Origin of the sequence: Marinigracilibium pacificum, from assembly GCF_012926615.1 — a bacterium.
GTDB classification, from domain to species: Bacteria; Bacteroidota; Bacteroidia; order Cytophagales; family Cyclobacteriaceae; genus Mangrovivirga; species Mangrovivirga pacifica.
The window spans coordinates 83815-102644 of record NZ_JABBNU010000007.1 but is presented as its reverse complement, the minus strand read 5'-3'; the positions used below and the strand labels follow the sequence as shown (position 1 = coordinate 102644).

The 18830-nt window shown below is 35.1% G+C and carries 14 protein-coding genes; 9 read left to right on the top strand and 5 right to left on the bottom strand.

The genetic code is table 11. From position 1 onward, the window contains the following. Positions 1-23 precede the first annotated feature (23 nt). From hutH to HH304_RS12190, 4 genes are read left to right on the top strand one after another with little or no spacing between them, the layout of a single operon-like run. Positions 24-1526: a histidine ammonia-lyase gene (hutH, locus tag HH304_RS12205; protein ID WP_169681880.1), complete on the top strand. Its 1503-nt coding sequence runs from the start codon at positions 24-26 to the stop codon at positions 1524-1526. Further along, positions 1504-3447, top strand: coding sequence for a T9SS type B sorting domain-containing protein (locus HH304_RS12200; protein WP_169681878.1), 1944 nt, complete (start codon positions 1504-1506; stop codon positions 3445-3447). Before hutH ends, HH304_RS12200 begins: the two co-directional genes overlap by 23 nt. A 4-nt stretch (positions 3448-3451) precedes the next feature. Continuing rightward, positions 3452-3787, top strand: coding sequence for a YbaB/EbfC family nucleoid-associated protein (locus HH304_RS12195; protein WP_169681876.1), 336 nt, complete (start codon positions 3452-3454; stop codon positions 3785-3787). 5 nt (positions 3788-3792) lie between these two features. Next, entirely contained in the window at positions 3793-4827 is a 1035-nt protein-coding gene (locus HH304_RS12190; RefSeq protein WP_169681873.1) for a glycosyltransferase family 2 protein, read from the top strand. Here the strand turns inward: HH304_RS12190 and HH304_RS12185 are convergent. Next, positions 4814-5044 carry a PspC domain-containing protein gene (locus tag HH304_RS12185; protein WP_169682348.1) on the bottom strand — a complete coding sequence of 77 codons (231 nt, stop codon included), beginning with the start codon at positions 5042-5044 and terminating at the stop codon, positions 4814-4816. The two genes, HH304_RS12190 and HH304_RS12185, sit on opposite strands and share 14 nt — an antisense overlap. Before the next feature lie 128 nt (positions 5045-5172). Here HH304_RS12185 and HH304_RS12180 point away from each other — a divergent pair, with 128 nt between their 5' ends. Next, positions 5173-6954 (top strand): tetratricopeptide repeat protein, encoded by a 1782-nt coding sequence (locus HH304_RS12180; protein WP_169681871.1) that lies wholly within the window; start codon positions 5173-5175, stop codon positions 6952-6954. A 139-nt stretch (positions 6955-7093) separates the two neighbouring features. Further along, a complete protein-coding gene (locus HH304_RS12175) occupies positions 7094-8071 on the top strand; it encodes a pyruvate dehydrogenase complex E1 component subunit beta (protein ID WP_169681869.1) in 978 nt (325 codons plus the stop codon). Between the two features lie 128 nt (positions 8072-8199). Here HH304_RS12175 and ffh read toward each other — a convergent pair whose 3' ends face one another. Beyond that, on the bottom strand, positions 8200-9531 hold the full coding sequence (gene ffh, locus HH304_RS12170; RefSeq protein WP_169681867.1) for a signal recognition particle protein: 1332 nt from the start codon (positions 9529-9531) through the stop codon (positions 8200-8202). 171 nt (positions 9532-9702) lie between these two features. Between ffh and HH304_RS12165 the strand changes: the two genes are divergently transcribed. Further along, positions 9703-12159, top strand: a complete 2457-nt coding sequence (locus HH304_RS12165; RefSeq protein WP_169681865.1) for a glycosyltransferase family protein — start codon at positions 9703-9705, stop codon at positions 12157-12159. A gap of 17 nt (positions 12160-12176) precedes the next feature. After that, positions 12177-13664: a lipopolysaccharide biosynthesis protein gene (locus HH304_RS12160; protein WP_169681863.1), complete on the top strand. Its 1488-nt coding sequence runs from the start codon at positions 12177-12179 to the stop codon at positions 13662-13664. On the opposite strand, the gene HH304_RS12155 is transcribed toward HH304_RS12160, so the two are convergent. Next, entirely contained in the window at positions 13654-14958 is a 1305-nt protein-coding gene (locus HH304_RS12155) for a glycosyltransferase family 4 protein (protein ID WP_169681862.1), read from the bottom strand. The two genes, HH304_RS12160 and HH304_RS12155, sit on opposite strands and share 11 nt — an antisense overlap. 106 nt (positions 14959-15064) lie before the next feature. Between HH304_RS12155 and pfkA the strand changes: the two genes are divergently transcribed. Then, positions 15065-16039 (top strand): 6-phosphofructokinase, encoded by a 975-nt coding sequence (gene pfkA, locus HH304_RS12150; RefSeq protein WP_169681860.1) that lies wholly within the window; start codon positions 15065-15067, stop codon positions 16037-16039. A 15-nt stretch (positions 16040-16054) separates the two neighbouring features. On the opposite strand, the gene miaA is transcribed toward pfkA, so the two are convergent. Continuing rightward, positions 16055-16966 (bottom strand): tRNA (adenosine(37)-N6)-dimethylallyltransferase MiaA, encoded by a 912-nt coding sequence (gene miaA / locus HH304_RS12145; protein ID WP_169681857.1) that lies wholly within the window; start codon positions 16964-16966, stop codon positions 16055-16057. Further along, entirely contained in the window at positions 16956-18818 is a 1863-nt protein-coding gene (gene nadE, locus HH304_RS12140; protein WP_169681855.1) for an NAD(+) synthase, read from the bottom strand. Before nadE ends, miaA begins: the two co-directional genes overlap by 11 nt. Between the last annotated feature and the right edge of the window lie 12 nt (positions 18819-18830).

Sequence of the window (18830 nt, the reverse complement as noted above, 5' to 3'; positions counted from 1 at the left end):
ACGATCAATTAACCCGTTGAGCAATGCAAAAAGAAAAACATTATATATCTAGCGAACATCTGGACTTTGATAAAATCAATGATCTGGTAACGCATAACATAGAGATTGAGCTATCTGAAGAGGCTAAAAATAATATTATTAAATGTCGAGAGTATCTGGATAAAACAATTCAGAATTCAAATGAGCCTATCTATGGAATCAATACGGGTTTTGGTTCATTATATAAACATAGTATTAGCAAGGAAGATCTAGGTACGCTACAAGAAAACCTGGTTAAATCTCATGCCTGTGGTGCTGGAAAAGAAATTGATCCAAAGATTGTTAGGATCATGCTATTGCTCAAAATCCAATCTCTTTCATATGGAAATTCAGGAGTTCAGTTATCTACAGTTGAGAGATTGATTAAACTTTTCAATAATAACATTACTCCTATAGTTTATGAATATGGATCTCTTGGTGCTTCCGGAGATTTAGCACCATTGGCCCATTTATGTCTGCCTTTAATCGGAGAAGGAAAGGTTCGCTACAAGAGCTCTATAATAAATGGTAAAGAAATGAATGCCATAATGGGTTGGGAGCCTGTTAAACTCCAAGCAAAAGAAGGATTAGCTCTTCTTAATGGTACTCAATTTATGAGTGCATTTGGTGTATGGTGTCTTATTCATGCTAAGAGAGTAAGTACACTTGCTGATGTAGTTGGGGCAATTTCATTGGATGCATTTGATGGTAGAATAGAGCCATTTGATGAGTTAGTACATAAAATCAGGCCTCAAAAAGGCCAAATTGCTACAGCAGAAAGAATTAGAAAAATTCTTGATGGAAGTGAATTAATCAAACAGCCTAAAAAACACGTTCAGGATCCATATTCGTTCAGGTGTATTCCACAAGTTCACGGAGCAAGTAAAGATGCCTTAAAATACACTTATGATGTATTTGTTACTGAAGTTAACTGTGTAACGGATAATCCTAACATCTTCCCTGATGAAGACAAAATAATAAGTGGCGGTAACTTTCACGGCCAGCCATTAGCACTTGCACTAGACTTTTTAAGTATTGCATTGGCCGAATTAGGCAATATTTCTGAAAGAAGAACCTTCCAATTAGTAAGCGGATCAAGAGATTTACCAGATTTCCTAGTGGCAAAACCAGGTCTAAACTCAGGTTTGATGATTCCTCAATATACTGCTGCTTCAATGGTAAGTAGTAACAAACAATTGGCTGTTCCATCTTCAATTGACTCAATTGTATCTTCAAATGGACAAGAAGATCATGTAAGTATGGGAGCCAATGCTGCGGTTAAAGCCTTCAAGGTATTAGACAACCTTTATACAATTTTGGGGATTGAGTTAATATCAGCTTCACAGGCAATTGCCTTCAGAAGGCCACTTAAAACAAGCCCAATCCTAGAAGAATTTTTGAATAATTTTTGTAAAGAGGTTTCGTTTATAGATATTGACCGTGTTTTACATGATGACATTGTCAATGCATCTAACTTTTTAAAACGTGTTGAAATCGATAAATTTTAATTTTAGTAAGGCGACAATTAACATTTTCCTGATATTTTCTCAATTTCTGATTATTAATGCACAAGTCAGTGATAATGGATTATTTGAAGCAGATTATATTTCGGGTTGCGCCCCTTTAACAGTTACAATAACTACATTGGGTGCGGAAGCTGATGGCTTTATATATGAATATCAAGGAGATGTTGTCGGTTTTGTTGAAGATAAAACCTACGAATACACCGAGCCAGGCGAATACACAATTGCATATGTTAAAAATGATGGTTCCAATACTATTTTAGATTTTTTAAATATTAAAATACTTGCGTCAGGATCAGCTCCTCAGTTCGACATCTATACTTGTAAAAACAATGAGATTTTAGTTGACCTTTCAAAGGATCAGAATTTCGATATTTTTGAAATAAACTATGGTGATAACAGTGGCCCTCCTGACGAAATCAGCAATCCAATTTTAACTTCAAGACACATTTATACAGTTACGGGACCATTTAATGTGTCGGTTAAAGGTTCAAATTCATCTAATGCTGATGCCGGAAATTGTGTGACAGCTAATCAACAAGTTATGCCTATATCCGGATCGCTTACCAGAGCTGATATTAGTCAGATAACAACTGAATCAGTCTCTTCTGGAGCTGGTAGTATTAGCTTGGACTTCAATCTTCAGGACAACAATATTTACAAAGTATTTCAGTCCACAAATTCATCTGGCTCATTCAACGAAATTGCTACAATTAATGGAACAGAATCAAATATTTCATTTGCAAACCTGAATACTTCATCTAACACATATTGTTACCAGATAAACGCATTTGATGCATGTGATAACACATTTGAGCCTTCTGCAACCGCATGTAACCTCAAAATAACGGGACAAGCAACAAACGCTAAAAATCAGATAAACTGGATTACACAAACCACTCCATTAAGTAATTTAGCTATATATAAAGACGGTGGATTATTTAATACTGTCTCACCAGCAACCAATACCGGTACATGGAATGACATTGACCTGAATTGTAACCAGGACTACACATATTATGCTGAAACATTTTATAATGGATCAGATGATCTTGGAGGCTTTGTTATGGCTTCAAACACCATTCAATTAACTGCATTATTTAATCAGCCTTTACCTTCGGTTTCAAATTTGATTGCAACTATCAATCAAAATGAAGAGATAGAATTAACATGGTCAACACCTGACCCTAAATTTGATTATGAAATAACAAAATCCACAAATGGAAGTCCATTTGTTAGTATTAACAGAGTGAGTGCAGAGCAGTATACAGATGAATTTATTAATCTAAGCCTTAATAATTGCTACCAAATACGAACTGCAGACGATTGCGGTAATTTATCTGAAAATAAAATTACAATCTGTCCCACGGCTTTATTTGGAGAGTTTATTCAAGCAAGTGGAGAAGGAGATTTATACTGGTCTGAGTACTTGTCAGATGAATTCGCTGTTTCCACCTACGAAGTTGAATATTTAGATCAAAATTTAAATTTACTTGAACCAATATATAGTGGTAATGACCTTCAAATTATTGCTAAACCCACTAATCCTGTTCAAACAGCATATTTCAGAGTAAAAATCACTCTTTCTAATGGATCTATAGTTTATACCAATGCTATTTCAGCAGACCTCTCTCCTGCTGTCATTCATCCAACAGCATTTAGCCCAAATGGCGACATGCTAAATGATGAAATAACTTTTTGGGGCAGGTTTATTTCGAGTTTTGATATTTATCTTTACAACAGATGGGGTGAACTTATAAAAGAGTTGAATAACAATAACCCCACTTGGAACGGTATCGTTAAAGGAAAAGAAGTTGAACAAGGTGTTTATATTTATATCTTGGAAGGCAAAACCGATAATGGAGAGCCTTATTCTCAAAAAGGAAGTATAACTTTAATCAGGTAGAGCAATGTTCGATTTAATGAATATGATGGGCAAAATTAAAGAAGCCCAAAAGAAAATGGAGGAAGCAAGAGCTGAGCTTGCTAACATTCAAGTTAAAGGGGAATCAGGTGCTGGAATGGTTACAGCTATTGTAAATTGTCAAAAGCAGGTTATTTCTGTTGAAATTAACGAATCTTTGATCAATCCTGATGACAAGGAAATGATCCAGGATCTTACGGTAGCAGCTATAAACAAAGCCCTTGAACAAGCGGAAGAGGAAGCAAGGCAACATATGAAGTCAAAAACAGAAGGACTAATCCCAAATATCCCGGGTCTTGATCTGGATAGCCTTATGAAATAAAACGAATGAAGAAAACGGCAATTGCAATTCTTAATTATAACGGTCTTCAACATCTAAAAAACTACCTTCCCGGAGTAATAAATGAAAGTTCTGATATTGCTGACATTTACCTTATTGAAAATGCAGGAACAGATGAATCAATTGTTTGGGTAAGAAAAAATCATCCGGAAGTTAAAATTATCATACTTGATAAAAACTATGGATTTGCAGGAGGATATAATGAAGGTCTAAAGCAAATCAACAATGAATATCTTTTACTTTTAAATTCGGATATTAGGGTTACTCACAATTGGCTTGAGCCATTAGTTATTCACCTTGATAGCCACCCAAACACAGCTTCAGTTCAGCCTAAAATAAGGTCAGCAAACGAACCAGACCATTTTGAATATGCAGGAGCAGCCGGGGGTATGATTGATAAACTCGGATATCCTTTTTGCAGAGGCCGAATCTTCAACAACATTGAAAAAGATACCGGAAAATACGATAATCCTATAAAAGTATTCTGGACATCTGGTGCGTGTATGTTAATTCAAAGAGAACTCTTCATCAAAGCCGGAGGGTTTCCTGATGATTTCTTTGCTCATATGGAGGAAATTGATCTTTGCTGGAGACTTCAAAAATTAGGCTATGATTTATATTGTATCCCTGATAGTACGGTTTACCATGTTGGCGGAGGAACCCTTCAAAAACAATCTCCATTCAAAACATATTTAAACTTTCGGAATAACTTAAGGATGATTATTCGAAACTATCCAGGCAAAAGTTGGTTAGGTATATTTATTACCAGACTAATACTGGATGGACCGGCAGCAATTAAATTATCTTTTGATAACGGATTTCAGCATTTATGGGCTGTAATACGTGCACATTTTAAAGTTTACTCAGAATTTAGTAAATTATTGGTACAAAGAAAGGATATAAAATCAATTACCAAACAAAATGAAATGCATGGTTTCCTGAATTCGTCATTAATTCTGGAGCATTATATTAAAGGAAAAAATACTTTTGAAGAACTTGAAACAAAAATTAATACCAAATAGTATTATTCCGTCTTCGTAAATGTTTACGAATATTCATTACCCATGCCAATACCAGATATAAGATCAAAGGAGACCCAAAGGTTAAAAAAGAGGCATAAATAAAATATAGTCGCACACTTGAAGAAGCAATTCCAAGTTTATCGCCCAAGGCATTGCAAACACCAAAGGCGCGCTTCTCAAAATATTCCTGTATTTTATCGACAAGCTTCAATTTCATATTACCAAATATAATTGTTTTCACGGAATAGGAGGATATCAAGACCATTTATTTTGTAGAAATCAAATAATTTAACATATTTGGGCTTTAAATAAGAAAACACGATCAATCAAAAATTTCTTTAAATTATGACTCAAGCGAGAAAACTAGTCTTTGCCGCTGCCATCACAGGATTGTTGGCATTGTCAGGTTGTAGTCTTAGCCAAATGACAAAAGCGGCTAAGGACCAACAATTGACTGTAACTCCCAACCCATTAGAGGTACACGGTGATACAGTTGAGTATGAAATGTCTGCTGTTCTTCCTGTTAAGATGTTGAAGAAAGGTAAAGTGTACACCATTAAAAACTATTATGTTTATGGTGACCAGGAAGTAAGTGTAGGAGAAGTTTCTTTTAAAGCTGAAGATTATCCTAATGCTAAAGAAACAGAACCAAGAGAATCAAAAACTTTCTCTTTCCCATATGAGCCTGCAATGAGCAAAGGTGAATTACAGGTAATGGGTGTTTCTTCAAATCCTGAAAACGGAAAATTCAAGGAAACTGAAAGGATGACAGTTGCTCCTGGAATAATCACTACTTCTAAATTAGTTGAAAATCCATTCTTTGCAGCTTATGCTGACCATGGATACAACAATCAGGAAGAGTTAATTCCTACAAACATTAACTTCTACTTCTTACAAGGTAGCTCTGTATTGAGAAGCTCTGAAAAAAGAAGTGATAGAGGTTCATACTTCAGCGGATTCATTGCTGAAAAGAATGTTACAAGAACTGTTACTATTACAGGTTCTCACTCTCCTGAAGGTTCTGAAACAATTAACACTGGCTTAGCAGGTAATCGTGCTAAAGTTATTGAAGATTACTACAGAAACCAGATGGATCGTTATGACTACCAAGGTGCTGCTGATAGCATTAACTTTATCTTAAAAGAAGTTGTTAGAGACTGGACTCCACTTAAGGATTCATTAGCTAACTATGAAGGACTTTCTTCTGAAGAGAAGCAACAAGTTTATGATATCGTTAACGGTCCTGGTGTATTCGAAGAGAAAGAAAAGCAATTACAAAAACTTCCTTTCTACAGAACTATGTTCAGAGATGTTTACCCTAAGTTACGTTTCTCTGAAACTGAAATCCTTACTGTAAAGGAAAAGAAAACAGATGCTGAAATTTCAGTATTAGCAAAAGGTATTGCTAGCGGTTCTGCAAGTGCAGACACTCTTTCAATGGAAGAATTACTTTATGCTGCTACTTTAACTCCTTCTCTTGATGAGAAAGAAGCTATTTACAAAGCTGCAATTGCTAAAGAAGATAACTGGGTAGCTCATAACAACCTTTCTGCTGTTTACTTAGAGAAAGCTAAGCAATCAGGAAGCGATGACATGGTTTCTTCAGCAATCAATGAAGCTGAGATCTCTAACAGAATGGAAGCTAATGCTCCTGCTCACATGAACATGGCTACTGCTTATGCAATGCAAGGTAACTACCAGAAAGCATATGCTGTTGCATTGGACGCTGCTAGCATGAGTGCAACTGCAGATAACACAGCTGGTCTTAATGGTGTTAAAGGTGCTCTTCAGATCATGAGAGCAGAGTATGGTCCTGCGACTACTTCTCTTTCTAATGCTACTGAAACTCCTGTTAATCTTTACAACAAAGGTTTAGCACAGTTATTAAACGGTGAAAATCAAAAAGCAATGTCTTCTTTCGAAGATGCAATTGCTGCTGATAGCGATTTCGCTAAAGCTCATTATGCTGCTGCAGTTACTGCTGCAAGAAGCAATAATGCTGATCAGGCGATCTCTCACCTTGGTCAAGCAGTTACTTTAGATCCTTCATTAAAGCAAAAAGCTCTTGGTGACCTTGAGTTTGCTTCAATGGCTGGTAACGCTGCTTTCACTGAGGCGTTGAAATAAGATTTAAATCTTAAAATATAGAAGGTTGTCTCAATGAGGCAACCTTTTTTTTATTTATAGCTTTGAGTCTTAATAGATAATAACTTTTATAATTAGGTTCTAATTGCTATTTTTGTCCAGTTTTGTAACGAAGTTAAAAATGAGAGAAATACAGTTCAGAGAAGCACTTGGTGAGGCTATGTCAGAAGAAATGAGAAGAGACGAAAATGTCTTTCTTATGGGAGAAGAGGTAGCTGAATACAATGGTGCATATAAAGTAAGTCAGGGAATGCTTGATGAATTCGGTCCAAAGAGAGTTATTGACACTCCTATTACCGAATTAGGCTTTGCCGGAATAGGTGTAGGCGCTGCAATGAATGGACTAAGACCAATCATTGAATTTATGACCTTCAATTTTTCGTTAGTTGCAATTGACCAGGTAATAAACTCTGCAGCAAAAATGCTTTATATGTCTGGTGGACAAGTTCCTGTTCCAATGGTTTTTCGTGGACCAACAGGTAATGCAGGACAGCTTTCTGCTCAACACTCCCAAAACTTCGAAAACTGGTATGCAAATACTCCAGGTTTAAAAGTTGTAGTTCCATCTAATCCGTATGATGCTAAAGGGCTATTAAAGTCATCTATCAGAGATGATGATCCGGTTATTTTCATGGAATCTGAACTTATGTACGGTGATAAGGGAGAAGTACCTGAAAGTGAATATTTGCTTCCTATAGGTGTTGCTGATGTTAAAAGAGAAGGTAGTGATGTCACTATTGTATCTTTTGGTAAAATGATGAAGATTGCTCTTGAGGCTGCTGATGAATTAGCTAAAAACAATGTTTCAGCTGAAGTAATTGACCTGAGAACAGTGAGACCAATCGATTACAAAACTGTGGTAGAATCTGTAAAGAAAACAAACAGATTAGTAGTTGTTGAAGAAGCATGGCCGTTAGCTTCAATTTCATCTGAAATTGCATTCCACATTCAACACTATGCCTTTGATTATCTTGACGCTCCAATTAAAAGAGTAACAAATAAAGATATTCCATTAGGCTATGCTCCCACTTTAATTGAAGCTACGTTACCAAATGTAAAAAGAACTTTAGAGGCAGTTAATGCTGTGCTTTATAGATAAAAATTGTTTTTAAACATGCAAAAAGGTCTTCATAATTGAAGACCTTTTTTTGTAATTATTATTCCCTAAAATGCATAAAAAAAAGCTCGAAGAAAAACTCCGAGCTTCAGCAATCAAGATTTTACTTATTATCTCTTAAACATATTCATTGCAGACATTGCACGTTTATTTCCAGATAACTTATTCATTGTCTTCATCATCTTTTTCATTTCGTTGAATTGCTTAAGAAGTTTGTTAACCTCCTGAACAGAAGTTCCACTTCCTTTAGCTATACGCTGACGACGGCTTCCATTCATAATATCAGGGTTAGCTCTTTCGTCAGGAGTCATCGAATGAATTATCGCCTCGATTGGCTTGAAAGAATCATCATCTATATCAATATTCTTAATGGCTTTTCCCATGCCAGGAATCATTCCCAGAAGGTCTTTAAGATTACCCATTTTCTTTATCTGCTGTAGCTGAGAAAGAAAATCCTCAAAGTCAAACTGGTTCTTTCTGATCTTTTTGTTTAAACGTTGAGCTTCTTCCTGATCAAAAGTCTCCTGAGCTTTTTCAACAAGGGATACAACGTCTCCCATACCTAGAATACGGCCTGCCATACGTTCCGGGAAGAACTTATCAATGGCATCCATCTTCTCTCCTGTTGAAATAAACTTAATTGGTTTATCAACTACAGTTCTAATTGATAATGCAGCACCACCTCTGGTGTCACCATCTAATTTGGTAAGGACTACACCATCAAAATCAAGTCTTTCATTAAAAGTTTTTGCCGTATTAACTGCATCCTGACCAGTCATCGAGTCAACAACAAATAATGTTTCAGAAGGATTTAAAGACTTCTTAAGTCCTTCAATTTCTTTCATCATTTGTTCGTCAACTGCTAAACGTCCAGCTGTATCGACAATTACAGTACTTTTACCATTATCTTTTGCATACTTAATAGCATTATTTGCTATTTGCTCTGCATTTTTATTTTCAGGCTCAGCATAAACCTCTACTCCTATTTGCTCACCCAATACCTTCAACTGATCTATCGCAGCAGGTCTGTAAATATCACAAGCTACAAGTAAAACAGTTCTACCTTGCTTTTTAAGATAGCTTGCAAGCTTTCCACTAAAAGTTGTTTTACCAGAACCCTGAAGACCTGATATCAGGATTACAGAAGGAGACCCTTCAAGGGTGATATCAGCCTGAGTCCCTCCCATCAGCTTTGTCAACTCATCATTAGTGATTTTAATTAACAACTGACCTGGAGAAACGGTAGTCAACACATCCTTACCAAGTGCTTCTTCTTTAATTTTATCTGTAACCTCTTTTGCAACTTTGTAGTTAACGTCCGCATCAATTAATGCTCTTCGGATCTCTTTAACAGTCGTTGCTACGTTGATTTCAGTGATCTGTCCCTTTCCTTTTAAAGTCTGAAAGGCCTTGTCTAATTTATATGAAAGATTTTCGAACATATTCAGTATTATTTTGTCGCAAAATTAAGCAAAATTACCTCATTTAACAGCCCATGCTTTGTATAATCCAAATTCCTTGCTGATATTGCCTCAAATTTACAATATGATTTTAATGTACACTTACCAGAAGTGTCTTTTTTAAGTAATCATTTAAATAAATTCGGCTAAATAATGAAATTTAATAATATCAACTTCACTAAAGATATCCTTCCACATATTATCGCAGTTCTGGTTTTCCTTCTTATCACTATCGGTTTCTTTTCTCCGGTGTTTTTTGATAATATGGCAATAAACCAGCATGATATAACTCAATGGAAAGGCGGAGCTCAATCTGTAATAGAATATAGAGAGCAAACTGGTGAAGAAACATTATGGGCTGACGGGATGTTTAGCGGAATGCCTGCCTATCTGGTCAATGCGAACTGGAGTAATGGCCCTGTTAAGGTTCTTCATGAAGTATTTAGTTTAGGACTCCCGCACCCTGTAAGGATGATTTTTATAGCATTTGTATCATTTTATATATTATTACTTTCTTATAAAGTCAGGCCATATCTTGCCATTGCCGGAGCTATTTCCTTTGGACTTTCAAGCTTTTTAATTATTGGTCTAAGCGCAGGCCATAATGCCAGAATTGGAGCCATCGCTTATATGCCACTAGTTTTGGCTGGCATAAAATTAGTCTTTAGAGAGAAATATATTGTAGGGGTGGCTATCACTTCTGCTGCTTTAGCACTTCATTTGCGATTAAACCACCTACAAGTCACATATTATCTTCTTTTTATTGTAACTGCTTTCGGTATTAATGAGTTAATATTTAGTTTAAAAAATAAAAACATAGGTTCCTTTTCTAAAAAAATTGGAGTTTTAGTAATAGCCGCAATAATATCACTAGGTACTTTTACAGGTGAACTTTTAGCCACCTATCAATACAGCAAATATTCAACTAGAGGTGCGGATTCCGGAATTGAAAAAATGGAACGTGGAGGTCTTTCAAAAAATTATGTTTTTGAATTTAGCAATGGCACCCTCGAATGGATGACATTGTTTATTCCCAATATTCTTGGAGGATCTCAAGGAGAAGAATTAAGTGAGAATAGTAATGTTGCCAAAGCTATGGCAAGTAAAGGCATACCTCAAAATCAAATACGCCAACAAATAAAAAGTTTACCAACTTACTGGGGAAATCAACGACTTACAGCTCCTTATTATGTAGGTGCCATATCATTTCTTTTGTTTGTAATAGGTATTGTTTTTGTAAATGAAAGAAATAAATGGTGGTTGATAGCTATTAGTATATTGGGTATTTTTATTTCAATGGGAGATAATTTTTCTACTTTAAATTATTTCTTATATGATTACCTTCCATTATTTAATAAGTTCAGGTCAGTTACTTTCACATTAATTATTCCAATTTTTGCAATAAACTTATTAGGAATTATTGGACTAGAAACTCTGTTTAGTACTGAGACCGATAAAAAAATTCTAAAAAAATTCTTTATCAGTACTGGAATTGCAGCTGGACTATGTTTATTTGTTATATTAATTGCTGGGGCAATTAATACTTCAGGAGCAATTGATCAACAAATTGGTGCTCCGGCTTGGTTCATAAATGCGCTTAAACAAGACCGTATTTCCTTAATGAGAGCGGATAGTTTTAGAACCTTAATCTATATCTTAATAGCAGCTTGTTTAATCTATTTTAGTCTTAAAAAGAAAATTAGCACCTACCTGGCTATTATTGGAATTATTGCACTTACACTTATTGATCATTGGGGCATTGACTCAAGATATTTTGGTGATAAAAACTTCGTAAAAGAAAGAAACTCATTACAGTTCACTAAAACACCGGCTGACGAAACTATCCTTAAAGATAGTGAACCGCATTACAGAGTTTTAAACCTTGCAAACCCTTTTAATGAAGCCCGCACGTCATACTTTCATGAATCAATCGGTGGGTATCATGGTGCTAAAATGGGGAACTATCAAACACTTATTGAATATACAATAAGTCCAGAAATACAACAATTAATAAATGGATTACAAGCTGGGGAAACTCCTTTTGATAAGACTCAAACACTGAATATGCTTAATACTAAATACATAAAATTTGGTGATCAAGCACAACAGGTTATAAAAAATCCAATGGCGAATGGGCCTGCATGGTGTGTAGAAGAAGTTAAACAAGTCGGAACTCCAAGAAAAATATTAGATGAATTATCAACAATAGATACAAAGTCAATAGCATTTAGTGCACCTATTTTATCAGGCAAATATCCTGAACCGGGAAAATATGATCCAAATGGAAAAATTTCATTAACAAATTACCAACCAAATAAACTTGAATATAAGGCTAGCACTAAAGGTAAAACCTTATTTGTATTTAGTGATATTTATTATCCGGAAGGATGGACTGCATATGTTAATGGTAAAGAAACTGAAATTGTACTAGTCAATTATGTACTTCGCGGCTTAGTAATTGAAAATCCTGGAGAATATGATATTACTTTTGAATTCAAACCAAAAGTATATTACAGTCTGAATCCGATAACTGCAGTAAGTTCTTGGTTAATGATAATTGTATTCTTAGGAGGCCTATTTTATTCAGTTTTTAAAATAGAAAAAATTTAAATCGGAATAAAACAAATATGCCGATTAAAGATTCTTATTTATTAAAACAGGGCTTTTTTAGCACCTTTTTCACCTATTCTGGTGTTGCTGTGGGAGCATTTAATTATATGTATTTGTTCCCAAAAGTTTTCACGACAACAGAAATTGGGCTTATAAGAACAATATTAAGTGTTGCTGGACTACTAGTTCCGTTAGCTCAATTTGGGCTCGCACAAATAGTTATTAAATTCTTTGAAGAGTATAAGCTGAAGAATAATCAGCATGGATTTATTGGGTTAACTATAATCTTTGCTGCTATACTAAGTATCTCCTTTTATATTATTTCATTATTCTGTGAGCCTCTTTTCATAGGTTTTTTCAAAGAAAGGACAGCAGAAATTATACCATATTATCAAAACATAGTTTTGATAACTGTACTTCTTTCTTTATACAACACAACTGAATCTATTTCAAGGGTATATAATAAATTATCTTATTCTTATTTCTTAAGAAACTTACTTCTTAGGTTATTCATAAGTTTATCAGCGATTCTATTTGCTTTACAGATTTTTAATTTAGATAAAGTAGTAACATTCATTACCTACGGACACCTTATTTGCTTTATTTTATTAATCCCACTGGTAATTGGGTTAATTGGATTAAAAAGATCAATTCTACCTAAACGTGAACATATTCAAGAGTCCAGGAAATTTATAAATTATGGTTTTTATTCATTTCTGGCACTTTCGGGAGGATTAATACTTCTACAAGTAGATACTATAATGGTATCTAAATTAATGGGGCTGGACTCTTCAGGTGTTTATAGTACATTATTTTTCTTTGCAATTGTTATTGAACTTCCTGGAAAAATTATTAGAACCATTTATACACCTTTAATTTCATCTGAATTTGCTAGAAGTAATTTTGAAGAAATTAATAAATACTATAAAAAAGCTGCATATGGACAAACAATAATTGCCACGCTAATATTTGCAATCATACTGGCCTCCTTAGAATCAATTATCAAAATCATACCTAACTATGAAGAATACCTGGCAGCAAAAAATATTGTAATAATTCTTGGCCTGGCAAAGATGACAGATATGATTTCAGGCAATAATTCAGAAATCATAGCTGTTTCAAAATATTATCGTTATAACGTTTATGCTATTTTGATTCTTGCAGTCTGCACTGTCTTATTCAACTATATATTAATTCCTGAATTTGGAATGAACGGTGCAGCTTTTGCTTCCTTAATATCCTTAGCACTATTTAATATTTTAAAATACACTTTCCTCAAAAGAAAATTAAATCTTCAGCCGCTAGGAAAGTCTTATCTCAAAATGACAATCTTTGTTATTTTAGTTTTAGGGATTGCTTACTTTCTACCCCAGTATGACTCTATACTCTTAACAATAGTTTTAAACACATCATTGATTGGGGTACTATATTTGATTTTATATAAAATATTTCCATTCCATCCAGATATTAATTCTTGGCTAAATGAAAAGGGAATTAAGATTTAACTTTTACTAACTCCTCATCAATAATTTCTGAAAGCTTTTTACTTAAATTCTTTCTACTATAAGGAGAGTCAATCCTTATTTCATAGTTATTTTTCTGTTGTTTATATTCCTGATAAGCCTTTTCAATATTTAATTTGATACTCAAAATATCATCGGGATCTGCTACCCAACCATATTTACCTGTTCTAATTAAATCAGCAGCATCTCCAGTATCATCAATCACTCCTAAAATCGGACGGCCAGAAGCAATATATTCAAATAGTTTTCCAGTTAAAAACCCTTTACTATTACCAAACTTTGAAAGCAATAACAAAAGGGCTGCAGATTTACCAACCAAATTAAAAACCTGATCATGAGACAAATACTCCCCTATTTTCACAACTTCGGAAAGCATTTTATCTTTAAGCATTCCTCCAAAGAATGATTCACTTATTATACCATGAATTCGCATTTCGGTTTCTTCCAGCCTTTCCGGGTTTTCATCAAGCCACATTTTTAATGCTTTTAAAAATGGCTTCGGGTCTCTCAAGTCATCGATGGTACCAACATAAGAAATGAGAAATTTATCAGGTTTTAATTGATTTAAACTAGTCGGAATATCCTCATGGTCAAAACCATTGCTTACTACTTTTACATTTTTTGACCCCAATCTTGTCAGATCATCTGCCATGCCAGGACTAACAGTAATTACTGCATTAGCATTTTTGAATATAGTCTTTTCAAGATGTCTATGAACTTTTAAAACTGGTTTTGAAACTTTCAAATGCCTTAATTGATGCCATTCAGACCATGGGTCTCGAAAATCTGCAATCCATGGAATACCGGTTTTCTTTTTTAATTTCTTGCCAATCAGGTGCATACTGTGAGGTGGGCCAGTTGTAATTATCATATCGATATTACGATCCTTTAACCAGGTAGTTAAAAATTTAACAGAAGGTCGCACCCAAAAAACCCTGGGATCAGGCACAATCATATTTCCCCTTGCCCAAACAATCAATTCTTGTAATAAAGTCCTGTTTTCATTATCAAATGCTTGTCCAGACTTTTTAGAAGGCTTAGATTTCCCAGGTAAAAGTTTATATGGTTCCCAAATTGGAAATTTAATAACTTCCAACTCTTCCCCAACATCACTTAATAAAGATTCATCACGAAATGCAAACGTTGGATTTTCCGGAGTAAACACAATGGGATTTACACCAAACTCTGGTAAATATTTGGTAAATTTTAACCATCGTTGCACTCCACCACCGCCACTTGGGGGCCAATAATAAGAAATTATTAAAATATTGTGCATTTATTTTAAGTTTTGTCAATTCTACACAAATATAAATTTTGAAGTTACCACATGAATTAAAAAAAAATTAATATTATGCGATTTAAATTAAAAGGGTAAAATAGGCATGAAAAAAATTGGTGTATTTACTTCAGGTGGAGACGCTCCTGGAATGAACGCTGCATTGAGAGCAGTAGTTAGGGGATGTATCTACTACGGAATTGAGGTATACGGCATTAGATATGGATATAAGGGGATGATTGATGGCGATATTATTCCCCTAAACTCTCACTCAGTTAGTAATATTATACAAAGAGCAGGGACTGTTTTAAAATCTGCTCGTTGCAAAGAATTCAGAGATCCTGAAGGAAGGAAAAAGGCATATGATAACCTTACAAAATTTGGGATTGATGCATTAATAGCAATTGGAGGTGATGGTACCTTTACTGGTGCTAAAATTTTTCATGAAGAATATGGCATTCCAGTAATCGGTATACCGGGAACTATTGACAATGATATCTATGGTACTGACAAAACAATAGGTTTTGATACAGCAGTTAACACTGCACTTAGTGCTGTTGACAATATCCGTGATACTGCAGATTCTCATGACCGCGTATTTTTCATTGAAGTAATGGGGCGTGACTCAGGGTATATTGCAATCCAATCAGGAATTGGCGGAGGTGCTGAAATGGTTATGGTACCTGAAACCAAAACGACAATTAATGAAGTAATCGCTGCCTTGAAAAAAGGATGGAGCCGTAGTAAAACTTCAAGTATCGTAGTTATTGCAGAAGGTGATGAAGAAGGTAACGCCTTTGAAATTGCAGAGAAAGTTAAATCCAAAGTTAAAGACCTAAAAGATATCCGGGTAACTATTTTAGGACACGTTCAAAGAGGTGGTACTCCTACAGCACAGGATAGAATTCTTGCCAGCCGTTTGGGGCTAGCAGCTGTTGAGGGTCTAATGAAAGGTGAATCAGGAGTTATGGTGGGTGTAATTAACGATGAAGTTACATTTACTACTTTTCATGATAGCATAACAAAAGAAAAACCTCTGACTCAGGATCTCATCAGAATGGTAGAAATTCTAAGTATATAAAAAAGAGGGCTGAAATCAGCCCTCTTTCATTTTTTCTAATTCTGTTTTTATAATCATTTCAATCTTGTTAATATCTTTTGAATCAACCCATTCAAATTCTTCACGTCTAAACCATGTCATTTGCCTTTTTGCATATCTTCTGGAGTTTCTTTTTAATAGTCTAACTGTCTCCTCATAATCGTACTCCTTTTCCAGAAACCCCATAATTTCCTGATATCCAACTGTTTTTAAAGGTTGCAATTCACGATAATCAAATAAACTTTCTGCCTCTTTAAATAATCCTTTTTCGATCATTTTATCCATTCTCTCATTAATTCTATGATACAAATGTTCACGATCAACGTCAAGAGCCAATTTAAGCACTCTAAAATCACGCTGAACAGACGATCCGCTTCTAAACGAAGAATACGGTTCACCAGACACTTCTATCACCTCAAGCGCTCGTATCAGCCTTCGTGGATTGTCTAAATCAACAGATTCATAATATTCCGGATCTTTTTCTTTCAAAAGGGATTGGAGATAATCTAACCCCTTATCTTCAAATAATTGATTCCACTTATGTCTGATTTCATCCGGTACTTCCGGAAATTCATCAAGCCCATCATATAGGGCCTTCATATAAAGTCCTGTTCCCCCAACAACAAAAATCACTTCTTTATTGATAGAAGAAATAATTTCCAAAGCCTCACGCTCAAAGTCACCAGCATTCATAGGAGACTGAATACTTCTGTCGTCCACTAAAAAGTGTTTAACAGCATTAAGTTCTTCAAGGTCCGGTTTAGCAGTACCAATTGACATTTCTTTATACATTTGGCGAGAATCTGCACTAATGATTACAGTAGAAAATCTCTTTGCCAACTCTATTGACAAACCAGTTTTACCACTTGCCGTTGGGCCACCTATAAATACCACCAACTTATTCATCATCCGGATTTATATTCACCAATTCCTCAATTTCTTCACTAAAAGCTCCGCTTAAAATTGGAAATCTACACCATGTTTTTGGATCAACATTAAATTCATCTAAGTGAAAAGATGGTGCAAAACGTTCGCGTTTCCATTGATTGATTGACCACAGTCTGAAAAACTTTATAATAAATCTTTTAAGTTCTTTATTGCTACAAAGATCAGCTTCCTTCAGGCTTTGATACACCTCAATCGGTGCCTTCCTTTGGAATATGGCTTCTCGCTCAATCTTAGCAAGTATGTGGTACGGCATCAAGTCAGACTCATCAGTCTGGTTCTTGTCTGAGGGCCGCAATTCAGCTGTAGGAGCAAGATTATTCACCCTATTTAATCCATAAAACCCACGTTCCTTTTCTGCCCACTTTAGCCAGTTTCTTATAAATGTCTTATCAACACCAGCAATGGGCGAAATGCTTCCTGAAGTATCTCCATCCATTGTGGCATACCCTACATCTCCCTCACTTCGATTAGATGTTGCCAGAAGCAGACCTCCTTTAACATTTGTCAATAACCAAATCATAGGAGCCCTCGATCTTGCCTGAATATTTTGAAGTGGAATATCATGATCTTCCCAGGTAAGCTTTTCACCAGTGGTATTTTCATAAATATTTGTATAGTCACTTACGACATCATCAATATTCCATGAATAGAAAGTTGCTCCTACTGACTCTGCTATTTCTTTAGCAGCCAGATAGGTATCTTCAGATGAATTTTTTGTTGCCTGATAAGCTGTATAAAGCATATCGTCGGTTATATCCTCTACGCTTTTAAACTTTCGATCAGGAATTCCGGCCTTTGCTACAAATCCGTCAATCCCCAGATCTTCAACTCCCCTCCTGACCATTTCAGCAACCATTATTGCACAACAGGCACTATCTGCTCCCCCACTCAATGAAAGAACAAAACATTTACTTCTGCTTTTTCGAAGGTAATCAAATAAAGCTAGAGCAATGGCTTTATCAAATTCCAGGTATTTATCCTGATCATCGTAGGCAAGCTCCTGCGGAATGTATTTACCAGTAAAATCAACTTCAGCTGTTACCAGGTTGACAGATTGAAAAGATAATCTTCTATTCTTTTGAATCAGCTTACCTTTTTGAGCAATAAATACCTCTCCGTCAAATATCATTCTGCCCGTTTCATTTCCAAGCAGGTTTGAATACAAATAAACACAGTCAAATAGTTTACTGCTATCCACAATAAGGTGTTCCCTGAAGTTACTTTTACCAAAAGCAAAATGAGATGCACTAGGATTTAATATCAGATCAACACCTTTCTCTTTTAATTTATAACCCGGACGCAATTCACCTCTCCAGGCATCCTCGCAAATTTCAAAACCGATTTTTATACCTTTATGATTTATTGTAATATCACCAATCGGATAAAATTGACTATTAATTTCGATATTACTCATCACTCCGGAAGGCCATGGTGAAAACCAGCGAGGCTCATAATGAACTCCTTCATCAGCAAGCCACTGTTTACAATATAATCCAAGAAGTTCCTGCTGATAAATTGCTGCGGCACAATTATAGGTTTTCCCTTCAAACCTTATTGGTAATCCGACAATTGTAAAGCAATCATTGACTAAAGGAATGATTTCAACAAGTTTATTTAAAGCTTTTTCAGGAAGCCAATTACTTAGAAATAGATCTTCACAGCCATATCCTGTAATACATAACTCTGGTAAACAAAGAATATCTGCATTCTCTTTTTCAGCCTCAAATATTGCTTGTCTTATATTAGAAAGGTTTTCCTTCCAGTTAAGCGGGGTCTGATTTAAAGCAGCTCCGGCTAAACGCATTTTTTTCATAAAGCTAAAGAT